Here is a 23,882-nt window from a genome sequence, read left to right as displayed (position 1 = left end):
AGATTTCGATATAATACTATTGTGAATTCGTTTCAGAAAGAGTGGTACTATATGAAAGAACTTCTTCCGGTGGGCTGTGTCATTATGGCATCCGGTCTGAGCCAGCGCTTCGGCTCCAACAAACTCCTTGCGCCGTTCTGCGGGGAACCGATGCTATGCCGCGCATTTGCGGCGACCGATACTCCAAAGCTTTCGGCCCGCATCGTGGTGACACGTTCAGACGAAGTTGCACAGCTTTGCCGTTCCCGCAATGTTCCGGTGCTGCTGCACGATCTGCCTGGTCGAAACGATACGGTGCGGCTTGGTCTTTCTGCGCTGCTGAAACAGGTTCCGGAGCTTTTTGGCTGCATGTTCCTGCCGGGAGACCAGCCGCTTTTGTGCCGCGAGACAGTGGAAGCCATGGCAGGCATCTCCGGATGGGATCACAAGACCCGGCTGGAACGGCAAAAAGAAACAGAACGGGAGATCTTCCGTCTGGGATTCCGGGTCCGTAACGACCCGTCTCCCCTTACTGGAAGTCCCGTTCTGTTTGAAAAAGGACTTTTTCAGGAACTGCTCACCTTGCCGCAAGGCATGGGCGGAAGTGTTCTGCTTCGGAAATATCCCGCGCATGTTCACACCGTTTACATTGCGGATCGGAATGAATTGGCCGATGCCGACACGCCCGAAGCACTTGCGCAATTGGAAGCGCTGGCCCGGCAAAAGCTTTGAGCTTTATTCTGCCTTGTCATCCTTCGGCAGCAGCACATTCAGCAGGATCGCCACAAACGCAGCCGGAACGATGCCGGACTCGCCGCAGATCAGCTGGAAAGCGTGCGGAGCCTGTGCCAGAATGCCGCTGTTGGCACCCATGCCGTAGCCAACACCCAGAGCCACCGAGACGATGGTAAGCTGACGCGGGGTCATCTTTTCCTTGGTGATGAGCTGGATGCCGCTGACCACGATGGAAGAGAACATCATAACGGCAGCACCGCCCAGAACGGCCTGCGGCATAATGGAGATCAGCGCGCCGAGCTTGGGGATCAGACCGCACAGGATCAGGAAGATGGCACCGGAGGCCAGAGCCATGCGGTTGACCACTTTGGTCATGGCCACCAGACCCACGTTCTGGCTGAAGGAAGTGTTGGGCAGTACACCGAACAGAGCCGCAAAAGAGGAGCCCAGACCGTCACAGATCACACCGCCGGACAGCTCTTTATCGGTGGGCTCACGATTCATGCCGCCCTCCATGACACCGGAGATATCACCCACGGTCTCAACAGCGGTAACAACGAACATGATCATCACCGGCATAATAGCGCGCATATCAAACACGATCTTGACCGGCATCAGCTTGGGAATGGCAAACCAAGAGGCCTGTGCCACCTTATTCCAGTTGAGCACCCATGCCTTGGTAAACTCTACACCATCGGCAGTGACACCGGTGGTGGGCAGCACCAGACCCATGACAAAGGCCGCAACGTAACCGGCCAGAATGCCGATCAGGATCGCGGAAGAGCTGAGGAAGCCCGTGGTCCAGTGCTTGAAGATCAGAATGACCACCAATACGAACAGGGCAAGCAGAAGATTTTCCATGGAGCCAAAGTCTTTTGCGCCGTTGCCGCCGCCAAAGGAATTGATGCCCACCGAGATCAGCGAAAGACCGATGGAAAGTACAACCGTACCGGTGACGACCGGCGGGAAGAACTTGCGCAGAGGCTTGAGGAAGAAGCCCAGAACGCCTTCAAAGATGCCGCCGATGATGGATGCACCCATAATGGCACCATAGGCCAGCACACCGCCGCCCATGCTGCCGACAACACTGTTGAACACGCCGATAAAACCGGAACTGGTGCCCATGATGATGGGCACGCTACCGCCCACGGGGCCGATGGTGAACAGCTGTACCAGCGTGACTACGCCGGCCACAAACATGGCGCTCTGCAGCAACGTGACCTGCAGATCTGCAAATTCACCACCCGCAATGCCGCAGGCACTGGTGATGATCAGCAGCGGGGTCAGGTTGCCCACGAACATGGCGCAGACATGCTGCAGGCCCAGCGGGATCGCCTGTTTCAGGGACATTTTTGCGTTGAACTGATACGCCGACTCTTCGAGCTTGACTTCCTTCAAATGTTCCACTCTCCTCAAATCTTGACAAAAATCATTCTTTTCGACTGCTTTACCAAAAAAGCGGATTTATTATAGCAAAACTGCGTATCCTTGTAAATTAAGTATGACTTTTTCGTGAACGGTTGTTTCCCGCTGAGAAACACAAAAAGCAGGGCGCTTTGTGCGTTTTTTCCGCTTTGGTCGGAAGAATTTCGCGCAGAACTCCTGCTTTTTTGTTTTGTTTTATTTGATTTTTGTGCGATATGGAAATTTTACAGCGTTCTCAGCCCGTAATCTTTTAAACAGCGCTGGATGCCCTGCTGAGTAGTGTCGAACCGAATGCCGAAGCGTTCCAGTTTTGTGGTGTCCATCACAAGGTTCCGGCCCCAGCTTTCTTCCTCGATCTGCACAGCGATTCCCAGCGTTTCGGCAAACTGCCGGGCGGTGCATACCATGTTTTCGGCATTGCCGCTGCCAAAATTGTATACGCCGCCGGGCAGCGCCATGGCAGGCTCCAGATTTTCGATCACCTGCCGCACATAGGTCACGCCGCGGTGGTCGTTCCGGGAGAAGCGCAGAGCCTCTCCCTTCAGCGCGGCACGCAGAAGATTCAGCGGAAGATTGCCCCGGATGGGCAGCCCATAGCCGGGCAGGTCATACATCCAACTGGCACGCAGATGGACCGAGTCCGGGCAGAGCTCCAGCACACGCTGCTCTGCTTCCAGCTTGTATTGGCCGTAAATGTTTGCGGGATGCAGGGCCAGTGTTTCCGGCAGCGGCCCCTGCTGCTGCACACCGGCATAGACCTGATCCGAGCTGAATGCCACCAGCTTTGCCTTCGTCTGCTGCGCAGCCCGTGCCAGCCAGACTGGCAGCTCCACATTGGCACGGTAAGCTTCTGCCGGATGCTGCGCACAGTAACTGGTATCGGAAAGAGCGGCGGTGTGCAGGATCACATCCGGATGCAAAGCTTCCACCTGTGCACGGGCGGGAGCTTCATCGGCTGTACAGAAAAAGCCTTTTGGAAGGGCGCAAAGCTCGTACTTTCCCTGCCACTGCTGCAAAATGCGGGAGCCGACAAAGCCGCCTGCACCGGTGATAAGAATTTTTTTCATGATAATTTCCTCCTGCAGGGCAATGAAAAAGTGCCCAGCAGCATGACAGCCTGCCGGGCACAAAAATTTTAAAGGAACAGTTCCAGCACGAACACGACGGCACAGCAGGCCACAGATACCTGAAACAGGCTTGCGCCGAACCAAGCAGCTGCAATGCCTACCACCAGCGCCATGGCACCGGCAGCCGGGCTCTGGGTCGCGTTGACAATGGCCGGGAAGGTCATGACCGCCAGCGTCACATAGGGCACATAATACAGAAACGACTGAATGAAGCGATTTTTGATGGGCTTGCGGATCAGTGTGAGCGGAAGGATGCGGATGGCATAGGATACCAGCGCCATCACTGCAATGTAAATGTAATGATTATGCGTCATGCTCTGCCTCCTGCTCTTCTGGATTTACCGGAAAAAGAACTGCTGCAGCGCTGGAAATGAGCACTGTGAGCAAAATGGTGCGCGTGCCCTCCGAAAGAGCGGAGATACCCGGCAGGTAATTGCACACAAAGCTCAGTGCAAAGCTGCTGGCAACAAGTGCAGCTACCACCCTGCTCTTACGCGCCGGAGGAATGATGATGGCAAGGAACATGCCGTAAAGGGCAACGCTCAGCGCACTGACAGCCCGCAGCGGCAGCAGATTGCCCGCAATGATGCCCAACGCCGTACCGATGGCCCAAGCCGGTGCCGCCAGCAGAATGGCACCGTAGGTATAATATGGGTTCAGGCTGCCGGGCCGTGCAATGGTGATGCCAAAAAGCTCGTCTGTCACATCATAACCGATGAGCAGCCTGTGCCAGAAGGGTGTGCCCGGCGCAAAGCGCTGGGCCAGTGCGCAGCTCATGAGCAGATAGCGCGCATTGGCGATCAGTGTGATGATAGCCACTTCCAGATAGGTCGCATTGGCCATGATGATGGCAAATGCAGCGTATTCGCCTGCCGAAGCGTTGTTCAGTAGGCTGACCAGAAAGCCCTGAAACGGGGTAAAGCCTGCCCGGCGGGCCGCAATGCCCAGCGAGAAGGAAACAGCAAAATAGCCCAGCGCAATGGGAACGCCATCCCGCATGCCCTCACAGAAAATCTTTTTGCTGAAAGCCCAAACCGGTCTTTCTGCATTGACAAGCTCCGGGGCAAGGAGCTTACTTTTGGAATTCATCTTTGTTTTTTTACTCCTTTCCTATTTCAAACACCGCTTTTTATTATACTCTCCCGCACACAGAGAAGAAAGGGCTTTTTCACTTTCTTTTCGGCACAAAAGGAAAACGCCGCCTGAAAAGGCAGCGTTCTTCGTCGATTTATGCACCCGGCACCAGAAAATGCATCGCCTGCGGCAGGACCTGCGTACCGGCTTCCAGCCCATTTGCCGTCAGGATCTGTGCCGGTGACACATGGAACCGTCTGGCAATGCCGAACAACTCCTCCCCTGCCTGTGCATAGTAGATGCGCAGTGCGATCTCCGGGTCCGGAGTCGTCAGCGGTTCGCCCAGCTCAATGCTGCCGATGCCCGGATGTGTGCTCCGGCAGAGGATGGCTCCTTCGGCACGGGCGGTGACCGTCACTTCCAATGTGCCGCCAGTGCAGCTGCACTGGATGTTCTCGGTGCTCAGCCAGCATTCCGGGCTGAACTGTGCACCCGGCGGGGCTTCTACTGCAAGCGGAAAGACAAGCTCCAGTGTTTTTTCGTAGCTTTCCAGCTCGGCAAGACTGTTCTCGGCAAAGGCGGTGGCAACGGCACGCACCGTAAAGGCCCAGCCGTCGCGGTAAGGTGTTACCTGCGCCGGTCCATAAGACACAAAGCAGGCGCGCAGCTGAGCATCCGCATCTGGCAGCGGCCCGGAGGCCGTGGAAGATGCTGTCTCGTTCAGCATACAGGCAAGATCTTCTGCTGCCAATTCCTGCGGCGTGACGGCGGTTTCAAACTGCGTAGAAAAGGCATCCGCTACGTATTGCAGCTGGCAGGGCCGCCATGCGTGCAAATGCATCATCACGCTGGCTGTCAGTTGGCCGCTGGCTTCCTGTTCGCCCTCCGCAAGGGCAAAGCCAACCGGCTCCAGCACGCACATGCATCTGCAGTCCTCTGCTACGCCTTCCAGATTCACCACCTGATTGAACGGCAGGGATGCCGCCTGACTTTGCAGGCTGCTTTCGCCTTCCGCGCGCCAGGCGCATTGGGCACGTACCTCGCCCTTGACCACTGCCTTGCCCGCCAGCAGCTTTACCTCCCGCACGGCGGCGCTGCCGGTAATATCCAGAATGGCTGCGGGCGGCTTTGCAAACACAAGCTCCCCTTCCACAGTGACCAGCTTTTCCAGCACCGCGGTGCTGCGCACGCCGTTCAGCGTCTGCAATTTCTGTTCAATGCCGCCATCGGCCAGCGCCGTGATCAGTTCCTGTTTATCCTGTGTATGGATAGTAACCACAAGACCATAGGCTCCGCGCACCTCGATGCGGTGCGGGTTTACCGCCCGGCAGTTGAGGTATTCGGTCTGCCCTTCTACCATGGCCATCCAGCTGGTGAAGGAAAATTCCGGCACCTCCAGCTGCTTTGTAAACGGCAGCTTCTGCTCGGTCTGGCAAAGCCCGGCCCCGTCCTCGCCCTGATAAAACACCGTGCAGCGCAGATAGCCTTCCAATGTAAGCCGCCCGGGCTGCAGCTGCTTTTGCAGCACCACCGGTTTTGCAAAGCATTTGACCAGCTTGAACACCGGCGGAAGATAATCTGAAATCAGGATCTCGGTTTCCAGCGGAAGTTCTGCCTTGACGGTGCAGCTCGTGCCTGCCTGTGGCAGCGTATCCCGAAAGATCTTCAGTTCCATGCAGTGTGCTCCTTTCCCTGTCCGTCTCTACTGGAAAAATATGCACATGCTTTGCAGGATATGCGCGCAAAAAAGGCACCGTGCAAAATGCACGATGCCTTTGGGCCTTTTGAAACAATCAGATCGTTTTGCGCAGGACAGCCGCCTGCATTACATGGTATTTCTGCATTAGCCGGACGGCAGCCGATGTGATCTTCTCGCCGCTGACCACAATGGGGATCGCAGGCGGGCAGGAAACCGTCGGCATAGCGCAGATACGCCCCACCGCCTGCTCTGTGGGCACCTGCTCCTGCGGGGCAAACACGGCCTGCCGGATGCTGCAGCAGGTGTGCAATTCGTGTTCCAGCTCCAAAAGCTCACGATCGTTTTTTTCCGGGAGCGGGAACGGTCCTGTAAGGTTTTCCACAATGTGGAGAACGGCAGAAGTCAGCCGTTCAAAGTCCTGCGGCGGATTTGCCGGGGTGAACATCAGCACAACATAGCGCGGGTCGGCATATTCGCACTCGACCTTTGCGCTGCGCAGTGCTTCTGCAAGCTCTGTGCCGGTCATGCCCAGTGTAGCAGCATCCAGCGTGACCTTGAGAGGTTCGCTTTCCAGTGCCAGCGGCCCCGGGCAGTGTTTTGCCGCAGCGGCTTCGTTCAGCTCCCGGCGCAGGCGGGTCAAATATCCGCAGCACTGCAAAAGCCGCAGCGGATAACCCTCCGACAGAACCTGATTGCATTTGTCCAGCGACTGCAAGATCAGGTAAGACGGACTGGTGGAACCAAACAATGCCAGTGCATTGCGCACAGCGGCTTCGTCCTGAATGGGGGCATTTTTGCCCAGATGCAGGTATGCGCCGCCAGTGACAACGGGCAGCGTTTTATGGCCGGAGTCGCAGCACATGGCCGCGCCCAGTGCAATAGGATGCTGACCGCCCTGCGGCAGAAAACGCAGGTAAGCACCGTGGGCATTATCCACCAGAAGCGGAACGCCAAAATCCTTGCACACTCCGGCCAGCGCTGCAATATCCTGCACGCCGCCCAGATAATCCGGACTGGTGATGTAGACGCCAAAGGGCCTTTTGCCCTGCTGTGCCAAACCCTGCAGAGCACCTGTCAGCTTTGCAGCTGACACCGGGCAGCTGCAAAGTGCACCGGCATCCTGCGGCGCAGGCCAGAGCCACTGGATATCAAAATCCAGCAGCGCCGCCGCATACAACAGCGCTTTGTGAGCGTTGCGCGCTGCCAGCAGGACCGGGCGCTGTCCGGCTGCGGGCGCAGCCTGCAGTGCAAGGCACAGCATTGCACGGATGCACTGGGACGAGCCCTCTGTGCTGTAATAGGTATGCACCGTGCCGAACAGCCGGGTAGCGTTGGCTTCGCTTTGGGCAATGATGCCGTCAGCCCCATACAGTTCATCCGCACCCTTTATTTCGGTAATGTCCCACGGCTCAAAGCCCAAAAGGCTCTGGCCCTTGTGGCCGGGCATATGCAGCCGCGAGGTGCCGGACTGTGCGTAACGGCGCACAAAATCCACAATAGGCGTGGTCGTGCTCATTCGCAGGCTTCGCCATCAGCACAGGCGTTACAGGTGGAACCCAGCTCAATAGGCACCTCGATGCCCTTGGCGGCAAGTTCCTGATTCTCAGCGACCTTGATCATGATAGCGCATTCCATTCGCTTTTTGAACAGCTCGCAGCCGTACTCATACACACCGGTAATGTTGCCGGTAGCGTGGTAGGAGTTTGCTGCACAGCCGCCGGAGCAGTACAGCTTTGCCCAGCAGTTCTGGCACTCCTTGCGGGCATAGGCGTTGCAGTGCTTGAACTCATCGCGCACGGCAGTGTTCGTAACGCCCTTCCAGATATCGCCCATCAGGTACTTGGGGTCGCCCACAAACTGGTGGCAGGGGTACAGATCGCCCCAAGGAGTAACAGCCATGTACTCCGTGCCGGAGCCACAGCCGGAAATGCGCTTGTAGATGCAGGGGCCGCCGGTGAGGTCGATCATGTAGTGGTAGAAGGTAAAGCCGCGGCCCTCGCGGTTGCGCTTGATCATTTCCTTGGCAAGGATCTCGTACTGTTCCTTCAGGATGGGCAGATCTTCCTCGGTCAGGGCACTGGGGTCGCCGGGCTTGGACACCACAGGCTCCATGCTCAGCTCAGTAAAGCCGAGGTCGGCCATGTGGAAGATATCGTTGGTGAAGTCGGTGTTGTAGTGGGTGTAGGTGCCGCGCATGTAGTAGTTCTTGTCGCCGCGCTTCTTCACGAACTCCTGGAACTTGGGCACGATGGTATCGTAGCTGCCATGGCCTGCATAGTCCTTGCGGAAGCGGTCATTGACCTCTTTGCGGCCATCCAGACTCAGAACGACGTTGTGGCACTCCTTGTTGCAGAAATCGATCACATCGTCATCGATCAGCATACCGTTGGTGGTCATGGTAAAGCGGAAGTTCTTGTTGTGGATCTTCTCCTGCTCACGGCAGTAGGCCACCAGCTTTTTGACCATGTCAAAATTCATCAGCGGTTCGCCGCCAAAGAAGTCCACCTCAAGGTTGCGGCGGGTGCCGGAGTTTTCGATCAGGAAGTCCATGGCACGCTTGCCCACTTCAAAGCTCATCAGCGCACGGTCGCCCTGATAGCGGCCCTGCGAAGCAAAGCAGTAGGAGCAGTTCAGGTTGCAGGTGTGTGCAACATGCAGGCACAAGGCCTTGACCACGGTGTTGCGGTTTTTAAAGTCGAAAGCCATATTCTCATAGGTATCCGGGGTCCACAGCTTGCCTGCTTCCTTCAGGTTGGTCACATCATCGATGCACTGACGCAGATCTTCCTCCGTGACATCCTCGCGGTCTCCATACTTTGCCATCATAGCCGAAACGATCTCGTCAGCAGTATGCTCCGGGTACATGGCAATGATATCGTATGCAACATCGTCCACCACATGCACCGAGCCGCTGCAGGTGTCCAGCACGATATTATAGCCGTTCAATTGATACTGGTGTACCATTTTACTCTCCATTCCAATTATACAAAAAAATGCCGCCCGGCAAAGGCGGCAGGGGGTTGCAAAAATTACTTGTTGCTGTTCTCGCACTGCTGGTTAGCCACGCCGCAGGAGGTCTTGCAAGCGGACTGGCAGGAAGTCTGGCACTCGCCGCAGCCGCCGGTCTTAACGCTCTTGGTCAGGTCACGAGTAGCAATGGTCTTAATACGTTCCATAATAGAAAACCTCTCTAGCTCTCAAAATTTCATCGCGCCGGACAAAGCCCGGTACGCATTTATCTTTGCTTATGATAACACGCAAGGGGCTTTCTGTCAAGATTTTTATGCTGCCAACCTGTTCAAACCTGTCCAGCAGGCTGATACTTCGTCAGGACGGTGTGCAGCCCCAGCTCCCGCGCCCTGGCCAGTAAGTACCGGTAGCGGCACAAAAGCGCCTGCCGCTCGTAAATGCGCTGCTCGATCAGGTCTGTATCCACCTCCAGATCAAACATCATCTCATTGCGCCGCAGGCAGAACAGACATTCCTTCAGCTCTTCTTCCAGTTCTGGGTGATAGCGTTCGTGCTCGGCATCCCGCGGGATGCGGCTCGAAAGCAAAGTTTGGGTGTTCTGGGCATGGGTTCGTTCCAGCATAGGCCGTCCTCCTCTTCTTTGTGTATCTTGAAGGTTTGTACATTCTAGTATATGAAGAGACCGGTGCAGAATATGCCAGTTTATGGTAAAGCAGAAACTTTCTCCGCTGGTGCGCGCATTTTAAAAAAGTTTGCAATTTTTTCAAAATCACGCTTGACAAGTATCACTTTTCCGCGTATAATAGCACACGTTGAGCGGCTCACACTGCGAAACGCAATCGAATATTGGGGATTTGCATAGTGGTAGTGCGGTAGACTCTGACTCTACTTGTGGGAGTTCGATTCTCTCATCCCCAACCAAAAAGCCATCTGGTTTATGCCGGATGGCTTTTTTCGTTCTATATTGTTATACAAAAACAGCGTACCGTCTTTGCGACGGTACGCCCATTTTTATGCAGTTATTACAGAATGCTGATGCGGCCTGCGCCGTAGGGATTCTCATAGTCCAGCAGGTAGCCGGGATAATCGGCCAGCGGGCTGTTGGCCGTTGCCAGATGCGGCAGACCCTCGCCGTCCACGCCGCCAAAGCTCATTGCGTAAGTGGACATCACGAGGTAATCCTCAGACACATAGTCCTTGATCAGCTCTGCGCCATCAAACATGGCAAAGCCATCGCCCAGATTGCGCAGAGTGTAATTCATGCCAGCCAGAGCGTAGGTCTTGCTCTCGTCCAGCGGTTCATAAGTACCGGAAGCCTTGTTGTAGATCTTCACATTCTGCACGCGCGGAGTGCCGGTGGCACTGCCGATCCAGACATTCTTCTCGTCGGTCTGCACGGTGTTGGGGATATCGGTGTGGATCTCGTAGGAAGCGCCTGCCACATGCAGGAAGCCGCCGTTCTCCTTTTCCGTTCCGGCAAAGCGGGCTGCAAACTCCAGTGCATCCTGGATCTGCTTGCCGGTGACAGACATCAGACAGGCCACATTGCCAAATGGGCTGACCTGCTTGCAGGTCTTGAAGGTCCAGTAGCCGGCTTTCTCATCGGCGCGGATGCCGCCGCCGTTCATGATAGCGATGTCACAATGCAGCTGTTCCACCTCATTGAAGTAGGAGTAAATGCCGTCGGCCACGAAGTCGCCGAGATTCGTCTCTGCCATGCGGATGCGGCGCTTGCCAGTCTCGGGGTCGGAGATGTAGAAGTTCGTATCGGCAACAGCGATCTTCTCACCCAGCATGTCGTCCACAGAAGCGACCCATGCGTTCTGGATATCGGCAACGGCACTGTCGGAGCCTTCGTAAGAGGAGATCAGACGGGTGGCAATGGAGCCGTCAGCCTTGATGGTCATTTCGCCAACATTTGCAAAATAAGAGCCGGTCTGGGTCAGGGCGACAGCCTTGCCGGACAGATCCTTCACCCACTCACACTCCATCTTGGTGTGAGAATGGCCGTCGATGAATGCATCGAAGCCGGAGGTGTGCTCGATGACTTCCTTGCTGGTCCAGGGCGAAGAGGAAGGATCAACGCCCAGATGGCCCAGACCGATCACGTAGTCAGCCAGAACCTTGGCCTTATCAATGGACTTCTGCACAGCCTTGTACAGCTTCTGGCCGTCGTCACCGCCCAGAATATCATAGATATAGCGGCTCTGGCTCTTATCCATGAAGTAAGCCGGAGTAGACTTGGTGAAGGTCTCGGGCGTGGTGATGCCCACAAATGCGATCACGCGGCCGCCGATGGTGAAGTATTTGACATCCGGCAGAACGCGGTTGCCCAGCGGCAGATTGACCCAGTTGCTGGAGAGGTACGGGAAATCCGCCTCAGCCATTACCTCTTTTGCACGGGCCATGCCGTAGTCGAATTCATGGTTGCCGGGAGTTGCAGCATCATAGCCAGCGGCGTTCATCAGCTGGATGATGGATGCACCTTCGTCCATGGAACCATATGCGGTACCCTGAATATGGTCGCCCGCATCTACAAGCAGGACATTTTTGCCTGCATCCTGATAGCTCTTTTTCAAAGCTGCGATGGCAGCATAGGTCAGTTCCGGCGATTTTTTGTCGATATAAGTATGAACATCGTTGGTGTACAGGATCGTAATGTCCTTAAAGCTGCCGGGGTAACATGCAGACGCAGCGGGTGCGCCCAGACTCACGGCAGCAACGGCCGTGGTGACACCTGCGGCTTTCAGGAAGCTGCGGCGGGAGATAAGCTGTTTCATGGAAAAACGACCTCCTCTTAAAACTCTCTTTTGTTTTTATCGGGCGCACAGAACCAGCCCGACGCTTGTTATATTAAGCATAACACACAAAACACCCAAGAACAACCCGGAATCGCACAATTTGTTCATAATTCACGGTACTAAGTCACACTTTTTGTGCAACATTATTCCTTTTCAGGGCAAAAAACAGCCCGCATCTGCAGCCAGTCGTTGACTGCAAAAGCGGGCTGTTTTCAAAGGGGATTCAAAAATAGATCAGAGCAACGAGCTCAAATCGCATTGTATTCCTTGAGGAATTTCTCAAGGTCGGTACCCTCGATCTTTTTCAAAGCTTCCTTCATGGCAAGGCGCGGGATGAGCGGCAGATCCATGTCGGTGATCTTCTTGCCGTCGCGCAGCTTGACCGTTGCATCGATCAGGGCACGTACATCATAGGTGCTGCCCCAGACCTCGGGCACACCGCGGTCGATGTCCAGCAGGGTGTACACAGCTTCCATACCGGTGCGCATGGAGTATTCGGTGGTGAAGATGGTGTCACGGCCGGTCTCGGCGAACTGACCCAGGAAGGCAAAGTTGACAGCACCCTCCGGCACGATATCAGGACGGTCGCCCATCGCACGCGGCATAAAGAATGCATCGATATAGGGCATCATCACAGGTATGGTGTTTGCGCTGTGCTCTGCCAGCTCCTCGATCTGATCCTCGGGCACACCAATGTGGTACAGCCATTCCATGCACAGTTCCTTGCCGGTGCAGTCGCGCATGGCCTTCTTGACGTAGTTGCCGGGCTTATCACTGAACAGGCCGTAGACCCAGACGCACAGCTGGTTCTTAGGCTGGTCTCGGAACTGCTGCTGACGGTTCAACGTCCAGCTGAGCAGCCAGTTGGAGTCCTTAACGGTGACGATGCCGCCGGTGACGGTGTGGCCGCTGAACGGGTCACGCTTGCAAATCTTCTGGATATACTGCGGGATCTTGTCGTCCAAGGTGGTAATGGTGGCGCTTTCCCAGTTGGAATGTTCGGGGTCGGAGCAGAACTTTTCAGGATTGCCGAATGCGGGGTCCTGTGCAGCGATCTTCTTCCACAGGTCCCAGCCGTTACCCGGCTTGATGGTGGGATCAAAGCCTGCTGCCTTGTCCTGTGCGCCCATCGTGCAGCTTTCCACGCAGCCGCCGTTGGTGATGAACAGCAGATCATTTTCGGTCAGGCCGATGGTGCTGGTCTCCCCCGCATGCTCCACAACCACACTGCTTGCCTGCTTGCGCTTGCCATTGATATCAAATTTCACGTCCACGACCTTGGTCTCATAGTGGAACTGCACGCCGTGGTCCTTCAGGTAAGTGACCATGGGCAGGATGATAGATTCATACTGGTTGTAGCGGGTAAAGCGCAGGGCGGTGAAATCCGGCAGACCGCCGATATGGTGGATATAACGCTTGAGGTAGAGCTTCATTTCCAGAGCACTGTGCCAGTTTTCAAAGGCAAACATGGTGCGCCAGTACAGCCAGAAGTTGGAGTTCAGCACTTCATCATCAAAGAAATCGGTGATCTTCTTATCCTGCAGCTGCTCGTTGGGGGTGAAGAAGAGCTTCATGATCTCCATAGCACCCTTATCAGACAGGCCGAACTTGCCATCGGTGTGGGCATCCTCGCCGCGGTTGACGGTAGCACGGCACAGTGAATAGTTGGGGTCTTCCTTGTTCAGCCAGTAGTACTCATCCAGCACACTGGCACCCTCGGTCTCCAGAGACGGAATGGAGCGCAGCAGATCCCACATGACCTCGAAGTGGTTATCCATCTCGCGGCCACCGCGCATCACGTAACCGATATCGTATTTGTAGCCGTCGCAGGCACCGCCGGGGATGGGGTCTTTCTCAAACACATGCACATGCTCGCCCTTCATCTGGCCGTCACGCACCAGATAACATGCAGCCGTCAGTGCAGCCAGACCGGAACCAATGATATATGCAGATTTATGATCGACACCCTCCGGCTTTTTAGGAGTTGCAAATGCTTCATAGTTGCCACTGGAATAGTACATAGAAAAGCCTCCCTGCTTTTTATTGCTTTTTTCGGCATCCTTGCGCCGTCCTTATGGCAACAGTATACCCCGCGCCGCCGCAGCAGACAACAAACAAACTTTAGCGGGTGTATAAATTTTATACAATCATTCTGTTTTGCTGGAAATACGTACAAATTGTGACAAAAGCCGCCCTAATAGCGAATCGTTCTGTGATATAGCGTGCTTTATAAACCAGTTTCAGCAAAAAGAAAAGCACCCAGATTTCAATGAATCCAGGTGCTTTTTGTTGGTGGAGGCGATGGGAGTCGAACCCATGTCCGAAAAGAGTTCAGTGTAGGTGTCTCCGGGTGCAGGCGATCTACAACATTCCCGCCGCGCCACGCCGATCGTCAGGCTAGCGCATTGGTAGCTTCATGAGTTCCTGCCGGTCCGCAAAGCTTAAGTCCGTTCAGGTGCTGTGTCTAAAGGACGCCCCGGCCCCACACGACACAAGAGTGGGCGGAACGCGCAGCACTCAGGCTGCGAGCAACTGAGAATTGTTATTGTCAGTTAATTTTTTTGGAGGAGTTATAGAGCAGTTCCCCCACTGCTACCCGCTGCCCAGACCTCGCTCTCCCCGTCGAAACCTTTACGCCCCCTTATAAAGCACACCTTGCGGTGTGCAGAAAGCTTTGAAAAAGTTCCGCTTCAGGAAGCGGTCTGAAAAGATCAATAGTATTTGCCGTTGGACTTCATGGCACGGTCAATGGAACGCTTTGCATCGCGCTGGGCGGCATCGGCACGCTTATCGTAGAGCTTTTTGCCTTTGCAAAGGCCCACTTCCATTTTCACGCGGCCATGTTTGAAATAGAGCGAAAGCGGCACAAGGGTATATCCCTGCAGCTTGCACTGCTGATGCAGCCGCCGGATCTCACTTTTGTGTGCCAGCAGGCGCCGGACGCGCATCGGATCCTGATTGAACATGTTTCCGTGGTCGTAGGGACTGATATGCATTCCCTTTACCAGCAGTTCACCATCCTCAATATCGACCCAGCTGTCTTTCAGGTTGACCCCTCCGGCACGCAGGCTCTTGACCTCCGTACCTTTCAGTTCAACGCCGGTTTCCAGCGCTTCCAGAACGAAGTATTCATGGCGCGCTTCACGGTTTGTGGCAATGGTTTTTGTTGCCGGACGCTCCTTAGTGGGTGCCATTCCGCGCGCCTCCTTTCTCCATTGTGGTTTGTTGTATCAGTATACCATTTTTTTATGGTTTTGCAAGGGCTGTTTTTGAAGAAACTGTAAATTTTTCCCAATTCACAGCTCACCACGGCCAGAAAGTGCACGATACAAGGTGGTCTCGTCTGTGTACTCCAGACTTGCACCCACCGGCAGACCGTAGGCCAGACGTGTGGTCTTGATGCCCAGAGGCTTGATAAGCTTTGCCAGATACATGGCGGTAGCTTCACCCTCCACCGTGGGGTTCATGGCCATGATGACCTCTTTCACCTTGCCGTCGCCCAGGCGGGCCAGAAGTTCCTTGACGCACAGCTGTTCGGCAGTAATGCCGTCCATCGGGCTGAGCAGGCCGTGCAGCACATGGTACAAGCCGTGATACTCCCTTGTGCGTTCAAACGCCTGCACATCGCGGGGCGTTTCCACCACGCAGATCACAGAAGGATCGCGTTTTGCACTGGCACAGATGGGGCAGATATCCGCTTCTGTATAATTCTGGCAGATACGGCAGCGATGGAGCTTGGTGTGGGCACCCTGAATGGCTCCCGCCAGTGCGGCGGCATCTTCGTCCGACATGCTCAGCACCTGATACGCCATGCGGGTAGCGCCCTTGCGCCCGATCCCCGGAAACTTGCTGAATTCTTCGATCAGCTTTTCCAGCGGGGCAGCAGTATAGCCCATGTTCTTCCCTCCTGCCGAATCAGAGACCGGGGATGTTCATGCCGCCGGTCAGCTTGCCCATTTCAGCTTCGGCAGTTTCGTCCACCTGCTTGACGGTTGCGTTGATGGCAGCAGCCACCATATCTTCCAGCATTTCAACATCATCCGGGTCCACAGCCTCGGGCTTGATGGTGATGGACAGCACTTCGTGCTTGCCGTTCATCTTAACAGTGACCATCTCACCGGCAGCGCTGCCGGTGTACTCGGCAGCTTCCAGCTCGGCCTGTTTGGCTTTCATATCTTCCTGCATCTTCTGTGCCTGACGCATGAGGGCGTTCATATCGGGGCGGCCAAAGCCTGCGGGCATTCTTGCTTTCATAATCGTTTCTCCTTATTGATGCAATGTATTTTTATGATCTCGTTTTCCTTGCGGAATCCTCAATGGACACATCCAACCCCAGCTTTTCCAGTGCACGAAGCGACTGCTCTGCGTTGGAGACCGTTTTGCCAGCGCTCTTTGATTCATAGGGACCAATGGGCACCGCCGTACCGGACACATCCTTGATCAGCTTTTTGATCAGGCGCTGGCTGTCCTTATTGGCGCGGATAAAATCGCGGAAGGTCTTGCCGCCGTCGATCAGCACGCGGGTGCCATCAAAGTAAGCCTTGGACTTGCGCAGATAGGTGTAGAGCATGGGATCTTTTTCCTGCAGCTGCTGTACCACCTGCGGCCAGTACGGATACAGCACAGTCCCTTCCTGCCCGGCATCCTGTGGCTTTTCCGGCACAGGCTTTGCAGCGGGCGTGGGTGCAGGTTTGGGCGGTTCTGGCTGCGGAACAGGTTCCAACTCTGCCGGCACGGGTGCAGCTGACTGTGCGGCCTGCGCGGCAGGCTCGTCCCAAGGCAGCATTCCGGCCTGCTGCACGGGCGGTTCCTCCGGCAGCGGCGGCAGCTCTTCGGTCTGGACGGGTGAAGTCTGCTCTACAGATATTTCCGACGGCACGGAAGGTTCTGCCTTTACAGGTTTCGGTTCTGCTGCAGGCTGCACCACAGGAACGGACGGTATTGCCGGCTGGGAAATCGGAGCGCTTGCAAAGGGCTGCACAGCAGTTGCCGAGGCAAACGGCTGCGGCGCTGCGGGTTGAGCTGCAGCACGGACAGGCGCGGCCTGCACAGGAACTGCCTGCGGCTGCTGGGGCGGTTCGGATAAGCCAAACAATGCAAGTTCCAGCTCGATCCGCTGGTCGCTGCCGCGGGTCATATGTTCCAGCGCACTGCCCAGCGCACGGATGGCACGAATGGCCTCCCGCTGGCCCAGCTGCGGGCCTTTTTCCAGATACAAAGCCTCCTCCTCCGGCGAAACGCCGGACAGAAGGCTCTGCCCGCCCGGCAATGCTGCCAGCATCAAAGCACGATAATGCGCGATCAATTCCTCTGTCAGACGCTTGACATCCACAGACTGCTGGCGAAGCTGTGCCAGCTGGGCCAGTGCTGTGGCACCGTCCTGCGCTTCCAGTGCGTCCGAAATGCGGAACAGATAACTGCGGTCGGTCACACCTGCCATGCGGCGCACCACATCGGCGTCGATTTTCGCCGTAACGCCTGCGCAGGTATCCAGAATGGACAACGCATCGCGCAGCGCACCGTCGGCCAGACGGGCGATCAGTTCCGCACCGTCCGGCGAAAGCTCCAGCTTTTCCTCCCCTGCAATGTATTCCACCCGGCGGGCGATATCCTCCGGCCCGATGCGGGTAAAATCGTACCGCTGGCAGCGGGAAAGAATGGTGGCTGGCACCTTCTGGATCTCAGTGGTTGCCAGAATGAAGATGACGTGGGCAGGCGGTTCTTCCAGCGTTTTGAGCAGCGCATTGAATGCTGCTGTGGACAGCATGTGCACCTCATCGATGATGTATACCTTATATTTACAGGCGCTGGGAGTGTAAGCTGTTTCGTCGCGCAGGTCGCGGATATCGTCCACACCGTTGTTGGAAGCCGCATCCATCTCCACCACGTCCAGAATGCTGCCGTTATCGATGCCCTTGCAAATCTCACACTCGCCGCAGGGGTCTCCATTGACCGGATGCAGGCAGTTGACTGCCTTTGCAAAGATCTTGGCGCAGGTGGTTTTGCCGGTGCCGCGCACGCCGGTAAACAGGTAGGCATGGCCCACACGGTTTGCCGTGATCTGGTTTTTCAGCGCAGTAACAATGGCCCGCTGGCCTACCACATCCTCAAAACGCTGCGGTCTCCATTTGCGGTACAAGGCACGGTACATGGTTCTCTCCCCTTTCCTGCAAAATAAAAAGGACAGCGCTGACGGGGTTTTGTCCCCGCCTTGCGTAACTCGGCATACGGATGCAGGCTTACTGAAACGCACGAACGCACTGCTTAAGGCTGCTTGGTTCCCCACCTGACCTGGTTCACAGCGAATCCATCGTACAGGACCCGCATCCGTATGCCGAACCACGCAGCAGGCGCTGTCCGACACATCCTTCTGAATGCCAGAATATTGTACCATAAACGCAGGCAGATTGCAAGGGGTGGGAGGTATCATTTCACGGCCCACGCATGAAACGATCAAATAGGATAGCCCAAAGTCAGAAAATGTGATGTTCTCTAAAATCCAAAAAGCGCAGTACATTCTCTGCGCTTTCGCGTTTTGTACTGCGCTTTTCTTTTATCCTGTTATTTTAACGGCATTGATTTTGCAACAGCCCTTTTTTTCTTACAATGCCACATCCAGTGCCATCATCAGCGCAAATCCCAGCACAATGCTTACAACACCGGCAGGCTCATCGCCCTCCACGGCCTGCGGGATCATCTCCTGTGCGGTCACGCACACCATGCAGCCCGCCGCTGCGCTGAGCAGCCACGGCAGCGCAGCACTGACCCATTCGGCCAGAGCAAAGGCAAGCAATGCCCCCAACGGCTCTACCAGCCCGGAAGCCGCTCCCGCAAAAAACGCCTGACTGCGGGTGCGGCCATTATGGGCCAGCGGCAGGCTGACTGCTGCACCTTCCGGGATATTCTGCAGACCGATGCCAAGGCTCAGCGCCAGCGCACCGCTGATAGCATCCGGCTCCCCGGTCAAAGCCAGTGCAGCGGCAAGGCCCGCCACCATACCCTCGGGCAGGTTGTGCAATGTTACAGCCAGCACCATGCGTCCGCCGTGTCCGGCCCCGCCTGCCAGCAGCTGCCCGGCAAACTGTTCCACCTGCAAAAGGCCCACTGCGCCAAGCACAAGCCCCACTGCCGATGGGATCCATGCCGGAAGCGGCAAAGTCTGTCCGCGCTGGATAGCAGGCAGCAGCAGGCTCCACACACTGGCCGCCAGCATAATGCCCGCTGCCATGCCGCACAGGATGCGCTGCGTGCAGGGCCGCGACTGCCGCCGCAGCAAAAACACACCTGCTGCTCCCAGTGTAGTGCACGCCGCCGGGAACAGCAGCACCCACGCAGTGAAAACGATCTGGTTCACGATACATTCCCCCTTTGCCCGGTGTATGTGCGCCGAAGCAAAAAGGTGCAGAAAAGCCCGTCACACAAAATACAGTGTGACGGGCTTTTCTGTCAGAATGCGATGGCATCTTCTTCGCTGTCAAAGTCATTCTCCGGTTCTTTGACCAGCTTTACCTTCTGGCCTACTGTAAACGGCTGAGTGCCGAAGCGGTAGTTGAGTCCGGTCAATGTAACATAGTACTTCATCTTTATTTCTCTTCAGGAAACATGCATTCCCGTCTTGATTCAAATGAACAAATAATGAAAGAAATTACAAAGGGATTACAACGCGGTAAAAAATTCTTTCCTGAGTTTCTCTGCGCTTCGATCAGTTTAACAAAAACTCTTTGACTTTTAGCGATAAATTATAACAAAATCGTAGATTATCATTGAAATCTCACTTCTTAGCCCAAAAAGCTCTTGATTTTTTCGCAAAAAAGACTAGAATATCCACTTGCAGAAAGGCACTTCCTGTAGGGCCTTCTGCAAAATACATTTGCGTATGGCAAGGAGATTTTAGATATGAAACTCAAGAATGTTTGTGTTGCTGTTGTTGCTCTGGCTCTGGCTGTTGGCATGACCGCTTGCGGCGGTTCTGCTTCCTCCACTGCTGCATCCTCTTCCGAGGCTGCTTCTACCAGCACTTCTGTTGCTGCTGAGGCCGAGGAGAACGCTTCTTCCGCTGTTGCAGAGGAGAACGGTTCTTCTTCTGAGGCTGCTTCCAGCGAGGCCGCTTCTTCTGAGGCCGCTTCCAGTGAGGCTGCTTCCAGCGAAGCTGCTTCTTCTGTTGCAGCTTGATCGCACAGCGCCTAAATTCCAATAAAAGCTGAAGCCGGGCACAGGGAGCCATGAGTTTTCCTGTGCCCGGCTTTTTACAACAAAACGCACCGGATCTTTCAACGAGAACCACCCGGCGCGTTATTTTTTATGCTCCCCAGAACAGGATCCCCAGTCCTGCAGAGAGCAGGATCATCCCAATGGGCGATGGTGCTTTGCCCTTTTTCCGGCGGCAAAGGGCATGCAGCCCCCACAGCAGCAGGAACACCACAATGGAACGGAGATCCGGTGCAATGCCTGCCTTGTCCGCTGCAAATCCGGCCAGCGTAGAAAGCGCCATGTTGACAGCAGTTGCCAGGATCATCGCCACCACACAGGGACGAACGCCGCCAAGAACTGCGTTGACTCCCGCATACTTCATCAGGTTCTGCAGCACCGATGCAACGAGCAGGATAATGACAAAGGACGGCAGCACCACACCCAGCGTCGCACACAGCGCGCCCCAGAAGCCGCCCTGTGAAGCGCCGATGAAGGTAGCCATATTGATAGCCAGCGGGCCGGGTGTGGATTCCGACACGGCAATGAAGCTGAGAAATTCGCCTTCTGTCAGCCAACCGTGTCCTAAGACCGTTTCCCGCACCAGCGAGATCATCCCGTAGCCGCCGCCAAAGGACAGCGCGCCGATCATGAGAAAATTCCAGAAAAGTTCTACATAGATCACGGCTTCTTCTCCCCCTTCCGCAGCTGCTGTACTGCATACACCAGCAGCCCGGCCGCACCGCTGAACAGGATGTAAAAAATGGAAGAGAAGGACACTGCTGCAATGGAACAGCCCACCATCGCTGCCGCAACCGTGGTCAGGATGACAATATTGAAGACGCTGTGTTCCAGCTGCTTCAGCATTTTCAGGCCCGCCGAGAGGATCAGATAGATCACACACACCTGAATGCCGTGGAACGCACTTGCCACTACCGACAGGCGGAGGAACTGGTCAAAGAACAGCGAGATCAGATAAATGACCGCGAAGGACGGAAGACATACCGCCACCGTGGACGCTGCCGCACCTGCCGCGCCCTCGATCTTGTAGCCGATATAGGTGGCACTGTTCACCGCCACCGGGCCGGGCGTAGACTCCGCAATTGCCACCATGTCCAGAAATTCTTCTTTTGTCACCCACTTTTTCTCTTCCACAAATTCATTCTGCAGCAAAGCCACCATGGCATAGCCGCCGCCAAACGTGAACGCTCCAATTTTGAAAAACGTCCAGAAAAGCTCCTTTGTTTTCGACATAGCTTTCTCCTTTCTTGCACCTTATTATATCATTTTTTGTTTTGATATGATATACTTTAATGGAATATGCTGTTTTCTTTGGAAAAAGCAGAAAAAGGAGTTTAGGATATGAAAACAAAATTTGGTATCGTAGGCTGCGGCTTTCTGGGCGGCATTGTGGCCAACGCATGGAAGAACGGTCTGCTGCCGGACTATGAGCTGGTGGGCGTGACCAGCCGCACCCGTGCTTCGGCAGAAAAACTTGCCGCCGAGGTCGGCTGTCCCGTCTGCGATGATGTGGATGCTCTGCTGACACTGCAGCCGGAATACATTGTGGAGACTGCTTCGGTGGAGGCTGTGCGCGCCATGGCTGTGCCTGTACTGAAAAAAGGCGTGAATCTGGTCATTATTTCCATTGGTGCCTTTGCGGACCTTGATTTTTACGAGCAGGTCAAGGCCGCTGCCGTGGAGGGCGGTGCCAAGGTGCATCTGGCAAGCGGTGCCATTGGCGGCTTTGATGTGCTGCAGACCGTCACCCTGATGGCCGAGGCGCAGAAGCTGGCCGAGACGGCAGGCATTGAGACCCACACCGGAGCCAAGGGCTTCCGCAACACGCCGGTATGGGCCGACCACCTGCTGACCGATACCGAAAAGACCACCGTGTTCACCGGCAATGCCAAGCAGGCCATTGCCACCTTCCCCCGCCGCGTGAATGTGGCTGTTGCCACCTCGCTGGCCACCACCGGCCCGGAGATCACCGGCGTGACCATGCACTCGGTACCCGGCTGGGTGGGCGACGACCACTGCATCACCGCCGAGATCGAGGGCGTGAAGGCCGTGGTGGATATCTGCTCTTCCACCAGCGCCATTGCCGGTTGGAGCGTAGTTGCCCTGCTGCGCAACCTCTCCTCCCCTGTATGCTTCTATTAAAGGAGGACTTTACTGATGTTCAACAAACTGGTGGCCATTGAGCCGGTAAGCCTGATTCCTTCCGCCGAGGAAGCGCTGCATCAGTACGCAAAAGAAGTGGTGCTGTACCGCGATATCCCGGCCAGCGATGACCAGATCGTGCAGCGCATCGGAAATGCCGATGCCGTGCTTCTGAGCTACACCTCCCGCATGGGCAAAAATGTGATCGAGCGCTGCCCGAATATCCGTTACATCGGCATGTGCTGCAGCCTGTATTCTGAGGAAAGCGCCAATGTGGATATCGCCTACGCCCGCACCCGCGGCATCAAAGTGCTGGGCATCCGGGACTACGGCGACCGCGGCGTTGTGGAGTACGTCCTGCATGAGCTCACCGGCATCCTGCACGGTTTTGGGATGCCCATGCTGCGGGACGAGCCGGTGGAGATCACCGGGCTGAAGGCAGGCATCATCGGGCTGGGTGTGTCCGGCAAAATGATCGCCGACGCGCTGCAGTTCATGGGTGCCGACATTGCCTATTACAGCCGCACCCGCAAGCCGGATGCCGAAGCTGTGGGCATGGCCTATAAGCCGCTGGCACAGCTGCTGACCGAGAGCGAGGTGGTGTTCACCTGCCTGAACAAGAACGTACTGCTGTTGGGCAAGGACGAATTTGCACAGCTGGGCGCAGGCAAGGTGCTGTTCAACACCTCCATCGGTCCGGGCTTTGACTCTGCTGCTCTGGAACAGTGGCTTGCTCTGCCGGGCACCCACTTCTTCTGTGACACCCGTGCCGCTGCCGGCCCGGTGAGTGAAGACTTCTTTGCCCGTGAGAATGTGCATTGCGCGAATGTTTCTGCCGGACGCACCAAGCAGGCTTTTGTGCTGCTGAGCCAGAAGGTGCTGGCAAATATCCGCACTGCACTGGGAGAATGATATAAAAAGGAAACGCTTCCCGGGCCGGGGAAGCGTTTCCTTTTAGGCTTTATTCAAAATTGTTGTAATCTCTTCCAGATTCGCCGCAAATCGGATGCCCTGCTGGCGCTGCGGCGTGGAAAGGCCCTTCTCGATCATTTTGGCAAGCAGTGCTTTCAGGCTGTCGTAGTAGCCGTTCAGATCATACAGGATGCAGGGCGCGTCCAACTGGCCCAGCGAGACCTTGGACATTACCTCTGCGATCTCTTCCAGCGTGCCGGTGCCGCCGGGGAATGCGATAAAGGCATCGCCCAGCTCGATCATCTTCGTCTTGCGCTCGGTCATGTCCTTGGTGACGATCAGCTCGGTCAGGCCATCGTGCTGCAGCTCCTGCTGCACAAAGAACTGCGGTTCCACACCGGTCACCGTGCCGCCTGCGTCCAGCGCGCTCTGGGCAAGCTGACCCATCAGGCCGCTGCGGGAGCCGCCGTACACAAGGCGGTGCCCGTTTGCACCGATCCAGCTGCCCAGTTCCCGGACAGCTTCCGCCAGCGCAGGATCATTGCCCGCATTTGCTCCAAGATAGACCGTGATGTTCATGGTATTTCCCCCTTTGTTTTTTCCATTTTACCACGCAACGGGCCGATTGAAAAGGGCCATCCCCTTGCAAATGCAGCGGCACTGTGGTATTCTTGAACGCAGAAAAAAGGGAGCCTGCAAAAGCAGGCTGAGAGTGGGCTGTTTGCCCAGACCTGTGACCTGATTTGGACAATGCCAACGTAGGGAGATACTGCTGCTTCAAAGTGCGGAGGTGCCTCCTTGCGGGCATTT

General features: G+C 55.8%; 24 protein-coding genes, 1 tRNA gene, 2 other RNA genes and 1 riboswitch. Of the genes, 5 read left to right on the top strand and 22 right to left on the bottom strand.

From position 1 onward, the window contains the following. Window positions 1–51: 51 nt before the first annotated feature. Complete coding sequence (locus DWV57_RS02700) at window positions 52–711, top strand: nucleotidyltransferase family protein (RefSeq protein ID WP_120019856.1); 660 nt, start codon at window positions 52–54, stop codon at window positions 709–711. Between the two features lie 3 nt (window positions 712–714). Here DWV57_RS02700 and DWV57_RS02695 read toward each other — a convergent pair whose 3' ends face one another. The 9 genes from DWV57_RS02695 to DWV57_RS02655 form a co-directional block, all read right to left on the bottom strand. Next, window positions 715–2,064 carry a nucleobase:cation symporter-2 family protein gene (locus DWV57_RS02695; protein ID WP_242959309.1) on the bottom strand — a complete coding sequence of 450 codons (1,350 nt, stop codon included), beginning with the start codon at window positions 2,062–2,064 and terminating at the stop codon, window positions 715–717. Between the two features lie 299 nt (window positions 2,065–2,363). After that, window positions 2,364–3,206, bottom strand: coding sequence for a sugar nucleotide-binding protein (locus DWV57_RS02690; RefSeq protein ID WP_120019854.1), 843 nt, complete (start codon window positions 3,204–3,206; stop codon window positions 2,364–2,366). A gap of 68 nt (window positions 3,207–3,274) precedes the next feature. Continuing rightward, on the bottom strand, window positions 3,275–3,580 hold the full coding sequence (locus DWV57_RS02685; protein ID WP_005942135.1) for an AzlD domain-containing protein: 306 nt from the start codon (window positions 3,578–3,580) through the stop codon (window positions 3,275–3,277). Next, the gene (locus tag DWV57_RS02680) at window positions 3,570–4,355 is read right to left on the bottom strand and encodes an AzlC family ABC transporter permease (RefSeq protein ID WP_120019853.1); all 786 of its coding nucleotides are present in this window, start codon (window positions 4,353–4,355) and stop codon (window positions 3,570–3,572) included. Before DWV57_RS02680 ends, DWV57_RS02685 begins: the two co-directional genes overlap by 11 nt. Before the next feature lie 139 nt (window positions 4,356–4,494). After that, window positions 4,495–6,015, bottom strand: coding sequence for an SPOCS domain-containing protein (locus DWV57_RS02675; RefSeq protein WP_120019852.1), 1,521 nt, complete (start codon window positions 6,013–6,015; stop codon window positions 4,495–4,497). A 118-nt stretch (window positions 6,016–6,133) separates the two neighbouring features. After that, the gene (locus tag DWV57_RS02670) at window positions 6,134–7,555 is read right to left on the bottom strand and encodes an amino acid decarboxylase (protein ID WP_120019851.1); all 1,422 of its coding nucleotides are present in this window, start codon (window positions 7,553–7,555) and stop codon (window positions 6,134–6,136) included. Then, on the bottom strand, window positions 7,552–9,003 hold the full coding sequence (gene scfB, locus DWV57_RS02665) for a thioether cross-link-forming SCIFF peptide maturase (RefSeq protein WP_165853647.1): 1,452 nt from the start codon (window positions 9,001–9,003) through the stop codon (window positions 7,552–7,554). The genes DWV57_RS02670 and scfB overlap by 4 nt, the downstream gene beginning before the upstream one ends. A gap of 65 nt (window positions 9,004–9,068) precedes the next feature. After that, window positions 9,069–9,215, bottom strand: a complete 147-nt coding sequence (scfA, locus tag DWV57_RS02660; RefSeq protein WP_005926683.1) for a six-cysteine ranthipeptide SCIFF — start codon at window positions 9,213–9,215, stop codon at window positions 9,069–9,071. Window positions 9,216–9,337: 122 nt separating this feature from the next. Next, a complete protein-coding gene (locus DWV57_RS02655) occupies window positions 9,338–9,631 on the bottom strand; it encodes a DUF2508 domain-containing protein (RefSeq protein WP_120019850.1) in 294 nt (97 codons plus the stop codon). A 225-nt stretch (window positions 9,632–9,856) separates the two neighbouring features. Here DWV57_RS02655 and DWV57_RS02650 point away from each other — a divergent pair. Continuing rightward, window positions 9,857–9,930, top strand: a tRNA-Gln gene (locus DWV57_RS02650). Window positions 9,931–10,031: 101 nt separating this feature from the next. Here the strand turns inward: DWV57_RS02650 and DWV57_RS02645 are convergent. The 10 genes from DWV57_RS02645 to DWV57_RS14925 form a co-directional block, all read right to left on the bottom strand. Beyond that, window positions 10,032–11,789, bottom strand: a complete 1,758-nt coding sequence (locus DWV57_RS02645; RefSeq protein ID WP_120019849.1) for a bifunctional UDP-sugar hydrolase/5'-nucleotidase — start codon at window positions 11,787–11,789, stop codon at window positions 10,032–10,034. 269 nt (window positions 11,790–12,058) lie between these two features. Continuing rightward, window positions 12,059–13,831: an oleate hydratase gene (locus tag DWV57_RS02640; protein WP_118527031.1), complete on the bottom strand. Its 1,773-nt coding sequence runs from the start codon at window positions 13,829–13,831 to the stop codon at window positions 12,059–12,061. Window positions 13,832–14,100: 269 nt separating this feature from the next. Then, window positions 14,101–14,451, bottom strand: a transfer-messenger RNA (tmRNA) gene (ssrA, locus tag DWV57_RS02635). A 70-nt stretch (window positions 14,452–14,521) separates the two neighbouring features. After that, window positions 14,522–15,004, bottom strand: coding sequence for an SsrA-binding protein SmpB (gene smpB / locus DWV57_RS02630; RefSeq protein ID WP_005941729.1), 483 nt, complete (start codon window positions 15,002–15,004; stop codon window positions 14,522–14,524). A 102-nt stretch (window positions 15,005–15,106) separates the two neighbouring features. Then, window positions 15,107–15,706 carry a recombination mediator RecR gene (gene recR / locus DWV57_RS02625; protein WP_005941730.1) on the bottom strand — a complete coding sequence of 200 codons (600 nt, stop codon included), beginning with the start codon at window positions 15,704–15,706 and terminating at the stop codon, window positions 15,107–15,109. Window positions 15,707–15,725: 19 nt separating this feature from the next. Then, on the bottom strand, window positions 15,726–16,064 hold the full coding sequence (locus DWV57_RS02620; RefSeq protein WP_097774953.1) for a YbaB/EbfC family nucleoid-associated protein: 339 nt from the start codon (window positions 16,062–16,064) through the stop codon (window positions 15,726–15,728). 31 nt (window positions 16,065–16,095) lie between these two features. Next, window positions 16,096–17,961, bottom strand: coding sequence for a DNA polymerase III subunit gamma/tau (gene dnaX / locus DWV57_RS02615; RefSeq protein ID WP_120019848.1), 1,866 nt, complete (start codon window positions 17,959–17,961; stop codon window positions 16,096–16,098). Between the two features lie 77 nt (window positions 17,962–18,038). After that, window positions 18,039–18,137: signal recognition particle sRNA small type (gene ffs, locus DWV57_RS02610), an RNA gene on the bottom strand. Between the two features lie 274 nt (window positions 18,138–18,411). Beyond that, window positions 18,412–19,164, bottom strand: coding sequence for a ZIP family metal transporter (locus tag DWV57_RS02605; protein ID WP_165853646.1), 753 nt, complete (start codon window positions 19,162–19,164; stop codon window positions 18,412–18,414). Between the two features lie 92 nt (window positions 19,165–19,256). Then, on the bottom strand, window positions 19,257–19,391 hold the full coding sequence (locus tag DWV57_RS14925; protein WP_279221242.1) for a hypothetical protein: 135 nt from the start codon (window positions 19,389–19,391) through the stop codon (window positions 19,257–19,259). A 315-nt stretch (window positions 19,392–19,706) separates the two neighbouring features. Here DWV57_RS14925 and DWV57_RS02600 point away from each other — a divergent pair, with 315 nt between their 5' ends. Beyond that, window positions 19,707–19,982 (top strand): hypothetical protein, encoded by a 276-nt coding sequence (locus DWV57_RS02600; protein ID WP_120019847.1) that lies wholly within the window; start codon window positions 19,707–19,709, stop codon window positions 19,980–19,982. A 127-nt stretch (window positions 19,983–20,109) separates the two neighbouring features. Here the strand turns inward: DWV57_RS02600 and DWV57_RS02595 are convergent, their stop codons facing one another. Both DWV57_RS02595 and DWV57_RS02590 read right to left on the bottom strand, forming a co-directional pair. Next, a complete protein-coding gene (locus DWV57_RS02595; RefSeq protein ID WP_120019846.1) occupies window positions 20,110–20,682 on the bottom strand; it encodes a chromate transporter in 573 nt (190 codons plus the stop codon). After that, window positions 20,679–21,251: a chromate transporter gene (locus DWV57_RS02590; protein WP_097777853.1), complete on the bottom strand. Its 573-nt coding sequence runs from the start codon at window positions 21,249–21,251 to the stop codon at window positions 20,679–20,681. Before DWV57_RS02590 ends, DWV57_RS02595 begins: the two co-directional genes overlap by 4 nt. 108 nt (window positions 21,252–21,359) lie before the next feature. Between DWV57_RS02590 and DWV57_RS02585 the strand changes: the two genes are divergently transcribed. Together DWV57_RS02585 and DWV57_RS02580 are read left to right on the top strand one after the other, a co-directional pair. Continuing rightward, entirely contained in the window at window positions 21,360–22,160 is an 801-nt protein-coding gene (locus DWV57_RS02585; protein ID WP_005941748.1) for an aspartate dehydrogenase domain-containing protein, read from the top strand. 15 nt (window positions 22,161–22,175) lie between these two features. After that, window positions 22,176–23,072 carry an NAD(P)-dependent oxidoreductase gene (locus tag DWV57_RS02580; protein ID WP_120019845.1) on the top strand — a complete coding sequence of 299 codons (897 nt, stop codon included), beginning with the start codon at window positions 22,176–22,178 and terminating at the stop codon, window positions 23,070–23,072. 42 nt (window positions 23,073–23,114) lie between these two features. Here the strand turns inward: DWV57_RS02580 and DWV57_RS02575 are convergent, their stop codons facing one another. Then, window positions 23,115–23,651, bottom strand: a complete 537-nt coding sequence (locus DWV57_RS02575; protein ID WP_097774947.1) for a TIGR00730 family Rossman fold protein — start codon at window positions 23,649–23,651, stop codon at window positions 23,115–23,117. A gap of 96 nt (window positions 23,652–23,747) precedes the next feature. Continuing rightward, a riboswitch (TPP riboswitch) is annotated at window positions 23,748–23,854 on the top strand. Window positions 23,855–23,882 lie beyond the last annotated feature (28 nt).

Source organism: Faecalibacterium sp. AF10-46 (assembly GCF_003604105.1).
In the GTDB taxonomy this organism is placed as follows: domain Bacteria; phylum Bacillota; class Clostridia; order Oscillospirales; family Ruminococcaceae; genus Faecalibacterium; species Faecalibacterium taiwanense.
This window is presented reverse-complemented; position numbering and strand designations above follow the sequence as displayed.

Excerpts from the sequence above, each read along its gene's own strand:
- DWV57_RS02575 (WP_097774947.1), bottom strand. The coding sequence starts at position 23,651 with ATGAACATCACGGTCTATCTTGGAGCAAATGCGGGCAATGATCCTGCG.
- DWV57_RS02585 (WP_005941748.1), top strand. The coding sequence starts at position 21,360 with ATGAAAACAAAATTTGGTATCGTAGGCTGCGGCTTTCTGGGCGGCATT.
- DWV57_RS02695 (WP_242959309.1), bottom strand. The coding sequence starts at position 2,064 with ATGTCCCTGAAACAGGCGATCCCGCTGGGCCTGCAGCATGTCTGCGCC.
- recR (WP_005941730.1), bottom strand. The coding sequence starts at position 15,706 with ATGGGCTATACTGCTGCCCCGCTGGAAAAGCTGATCGAAGAATTCAGC.
- DWV57_RS02580 (WP_120019845.1), top strand. The coding sequence starts at position 22,176 with ATGTTCAACAAACTGGTGGCCATTGAGCCGGTAAGCCTGATTCCTTCC.
- DWV57_RS02590 (WP_097777853.1), bottom strand. The coding sequence starts at position 21,251 with ATGTCGAAAACAAAGGAGCTTTTCTGGACGTTTTTCAAAATTGGAGCG.
- dnaX (WP_120019848.1), bottom strand. The coding sequence starts at position 17,961 with ATGTACCGTGCCTTGTACCGCAAATGGAGACCGCAGCGTTTTGAGGAT.
- scfA (WP_005926683.1), bottom strand. The coding sequence starts at position 9,215 with ATGGAACGTATTAAGACCATTGCTACTCGTGACCTGACCAAGAGCGTT.
- smpB (WP_005941729.1), bottom strand. The coding sequence starts at position 15,004 with ATGGCACCCACTAAGGAGCGTCCGGCAACAAAAACCATTGCCACAAAC.
- DWV57_RS02600 (WP_120019847.1), top strand. The coding sequence starts at position 19,707 with ATGAAACTCAAGAATGTTTGTGTTGCTGTTGTTGCTCTGGCTCTGGCT.
- DWV57_RS02670 (WP_120019851.1), bottom strand. The coding sequence starts at position 7,555 with ATGAGCACGACCACGCCTATTGTGGATTTTGTGCGCCGTTACGCACAG.
- DWV57_RS02655 (WP_120019850.1), bottom strand. The coding sequence starts at position 9,631 with ATGCTGGAACGAACCCATGCCCAGAACACCCAAACTTTGCTTTCGAGC.
- DWV57_RS02690 (WP_120019854.1), bottom strand. The coding sequence starts at position 3,206 with ATGAAAAAAATTCTTATCACCGGTGCAGGCGGCTTTGTCGGCTCCCGC.
- DWV57_RS02680 (WP_120019853.1), bottom strand. The coding sequence starts at position 4,355 with ATGAATTCCAAAAGTAAGCTCCTTGCCCCGGAGCTTGTCAATGCAGAA.
- DWV57_RS14925 (WP_279221242.1), bottom strand. The coding sequence starts at position 19,391 with ATGAAGTACTATGTTACATTGACCGGACTCAACTACCGCTTCGGCACT.
- DWV57_RS02685 (WP_005942135.1), bottom strand. The coding sequence starts at position 3,580 with ATGACGCATAATCATTACATTTACATTGCAGTGATGGCGCTGGTATCC.
- scfB (WP_165853647.1), bottom strand. The coding sequence starts at position 9,003 with ATGGTACACCAGTATCAATTGAACGGCTATAATATCGTGCTGGACACC.
- DWV57_RS02645 (WP_120019849.1), bottom strand. The coding sequence starts at position 11,789 with ATGAAACAGCTTATCTCCCGCCGCAGCTTCCTGAAAGCCGCAGGTGTC.
- DWV57_RS02675 (WP_120019852.1), bottom strand. The coding sequence starts at position 6,015 with ATGGAACTGAAGATCTTTCGGGATACGCTGCCACAGGCAGGCACGAGC.
- DWV57_RS02640 (WP_118527031.1), bottom strand. The coding sequence starts at position 13,831 with ATGTACTATTCCAGTGGCAACTATGAAGCATTTGCAACTCCTAAAAAG.
- DWV57_RS02620 (WP_097774953.1), bottom strand. The coding sequence starts at position 16,064 with ATGAAAGCAAGAATGCCCGCAGGCTTTGGCCGCCCCGATATGAACGCC.
- DWV57_RS02700 (WP_120019856.1), top strand. The coding sequence starts at position 52 with ATGAAAGAACTTCTTCCGGTGGGCTGTGTCATTATGGCATCCGGTCTG.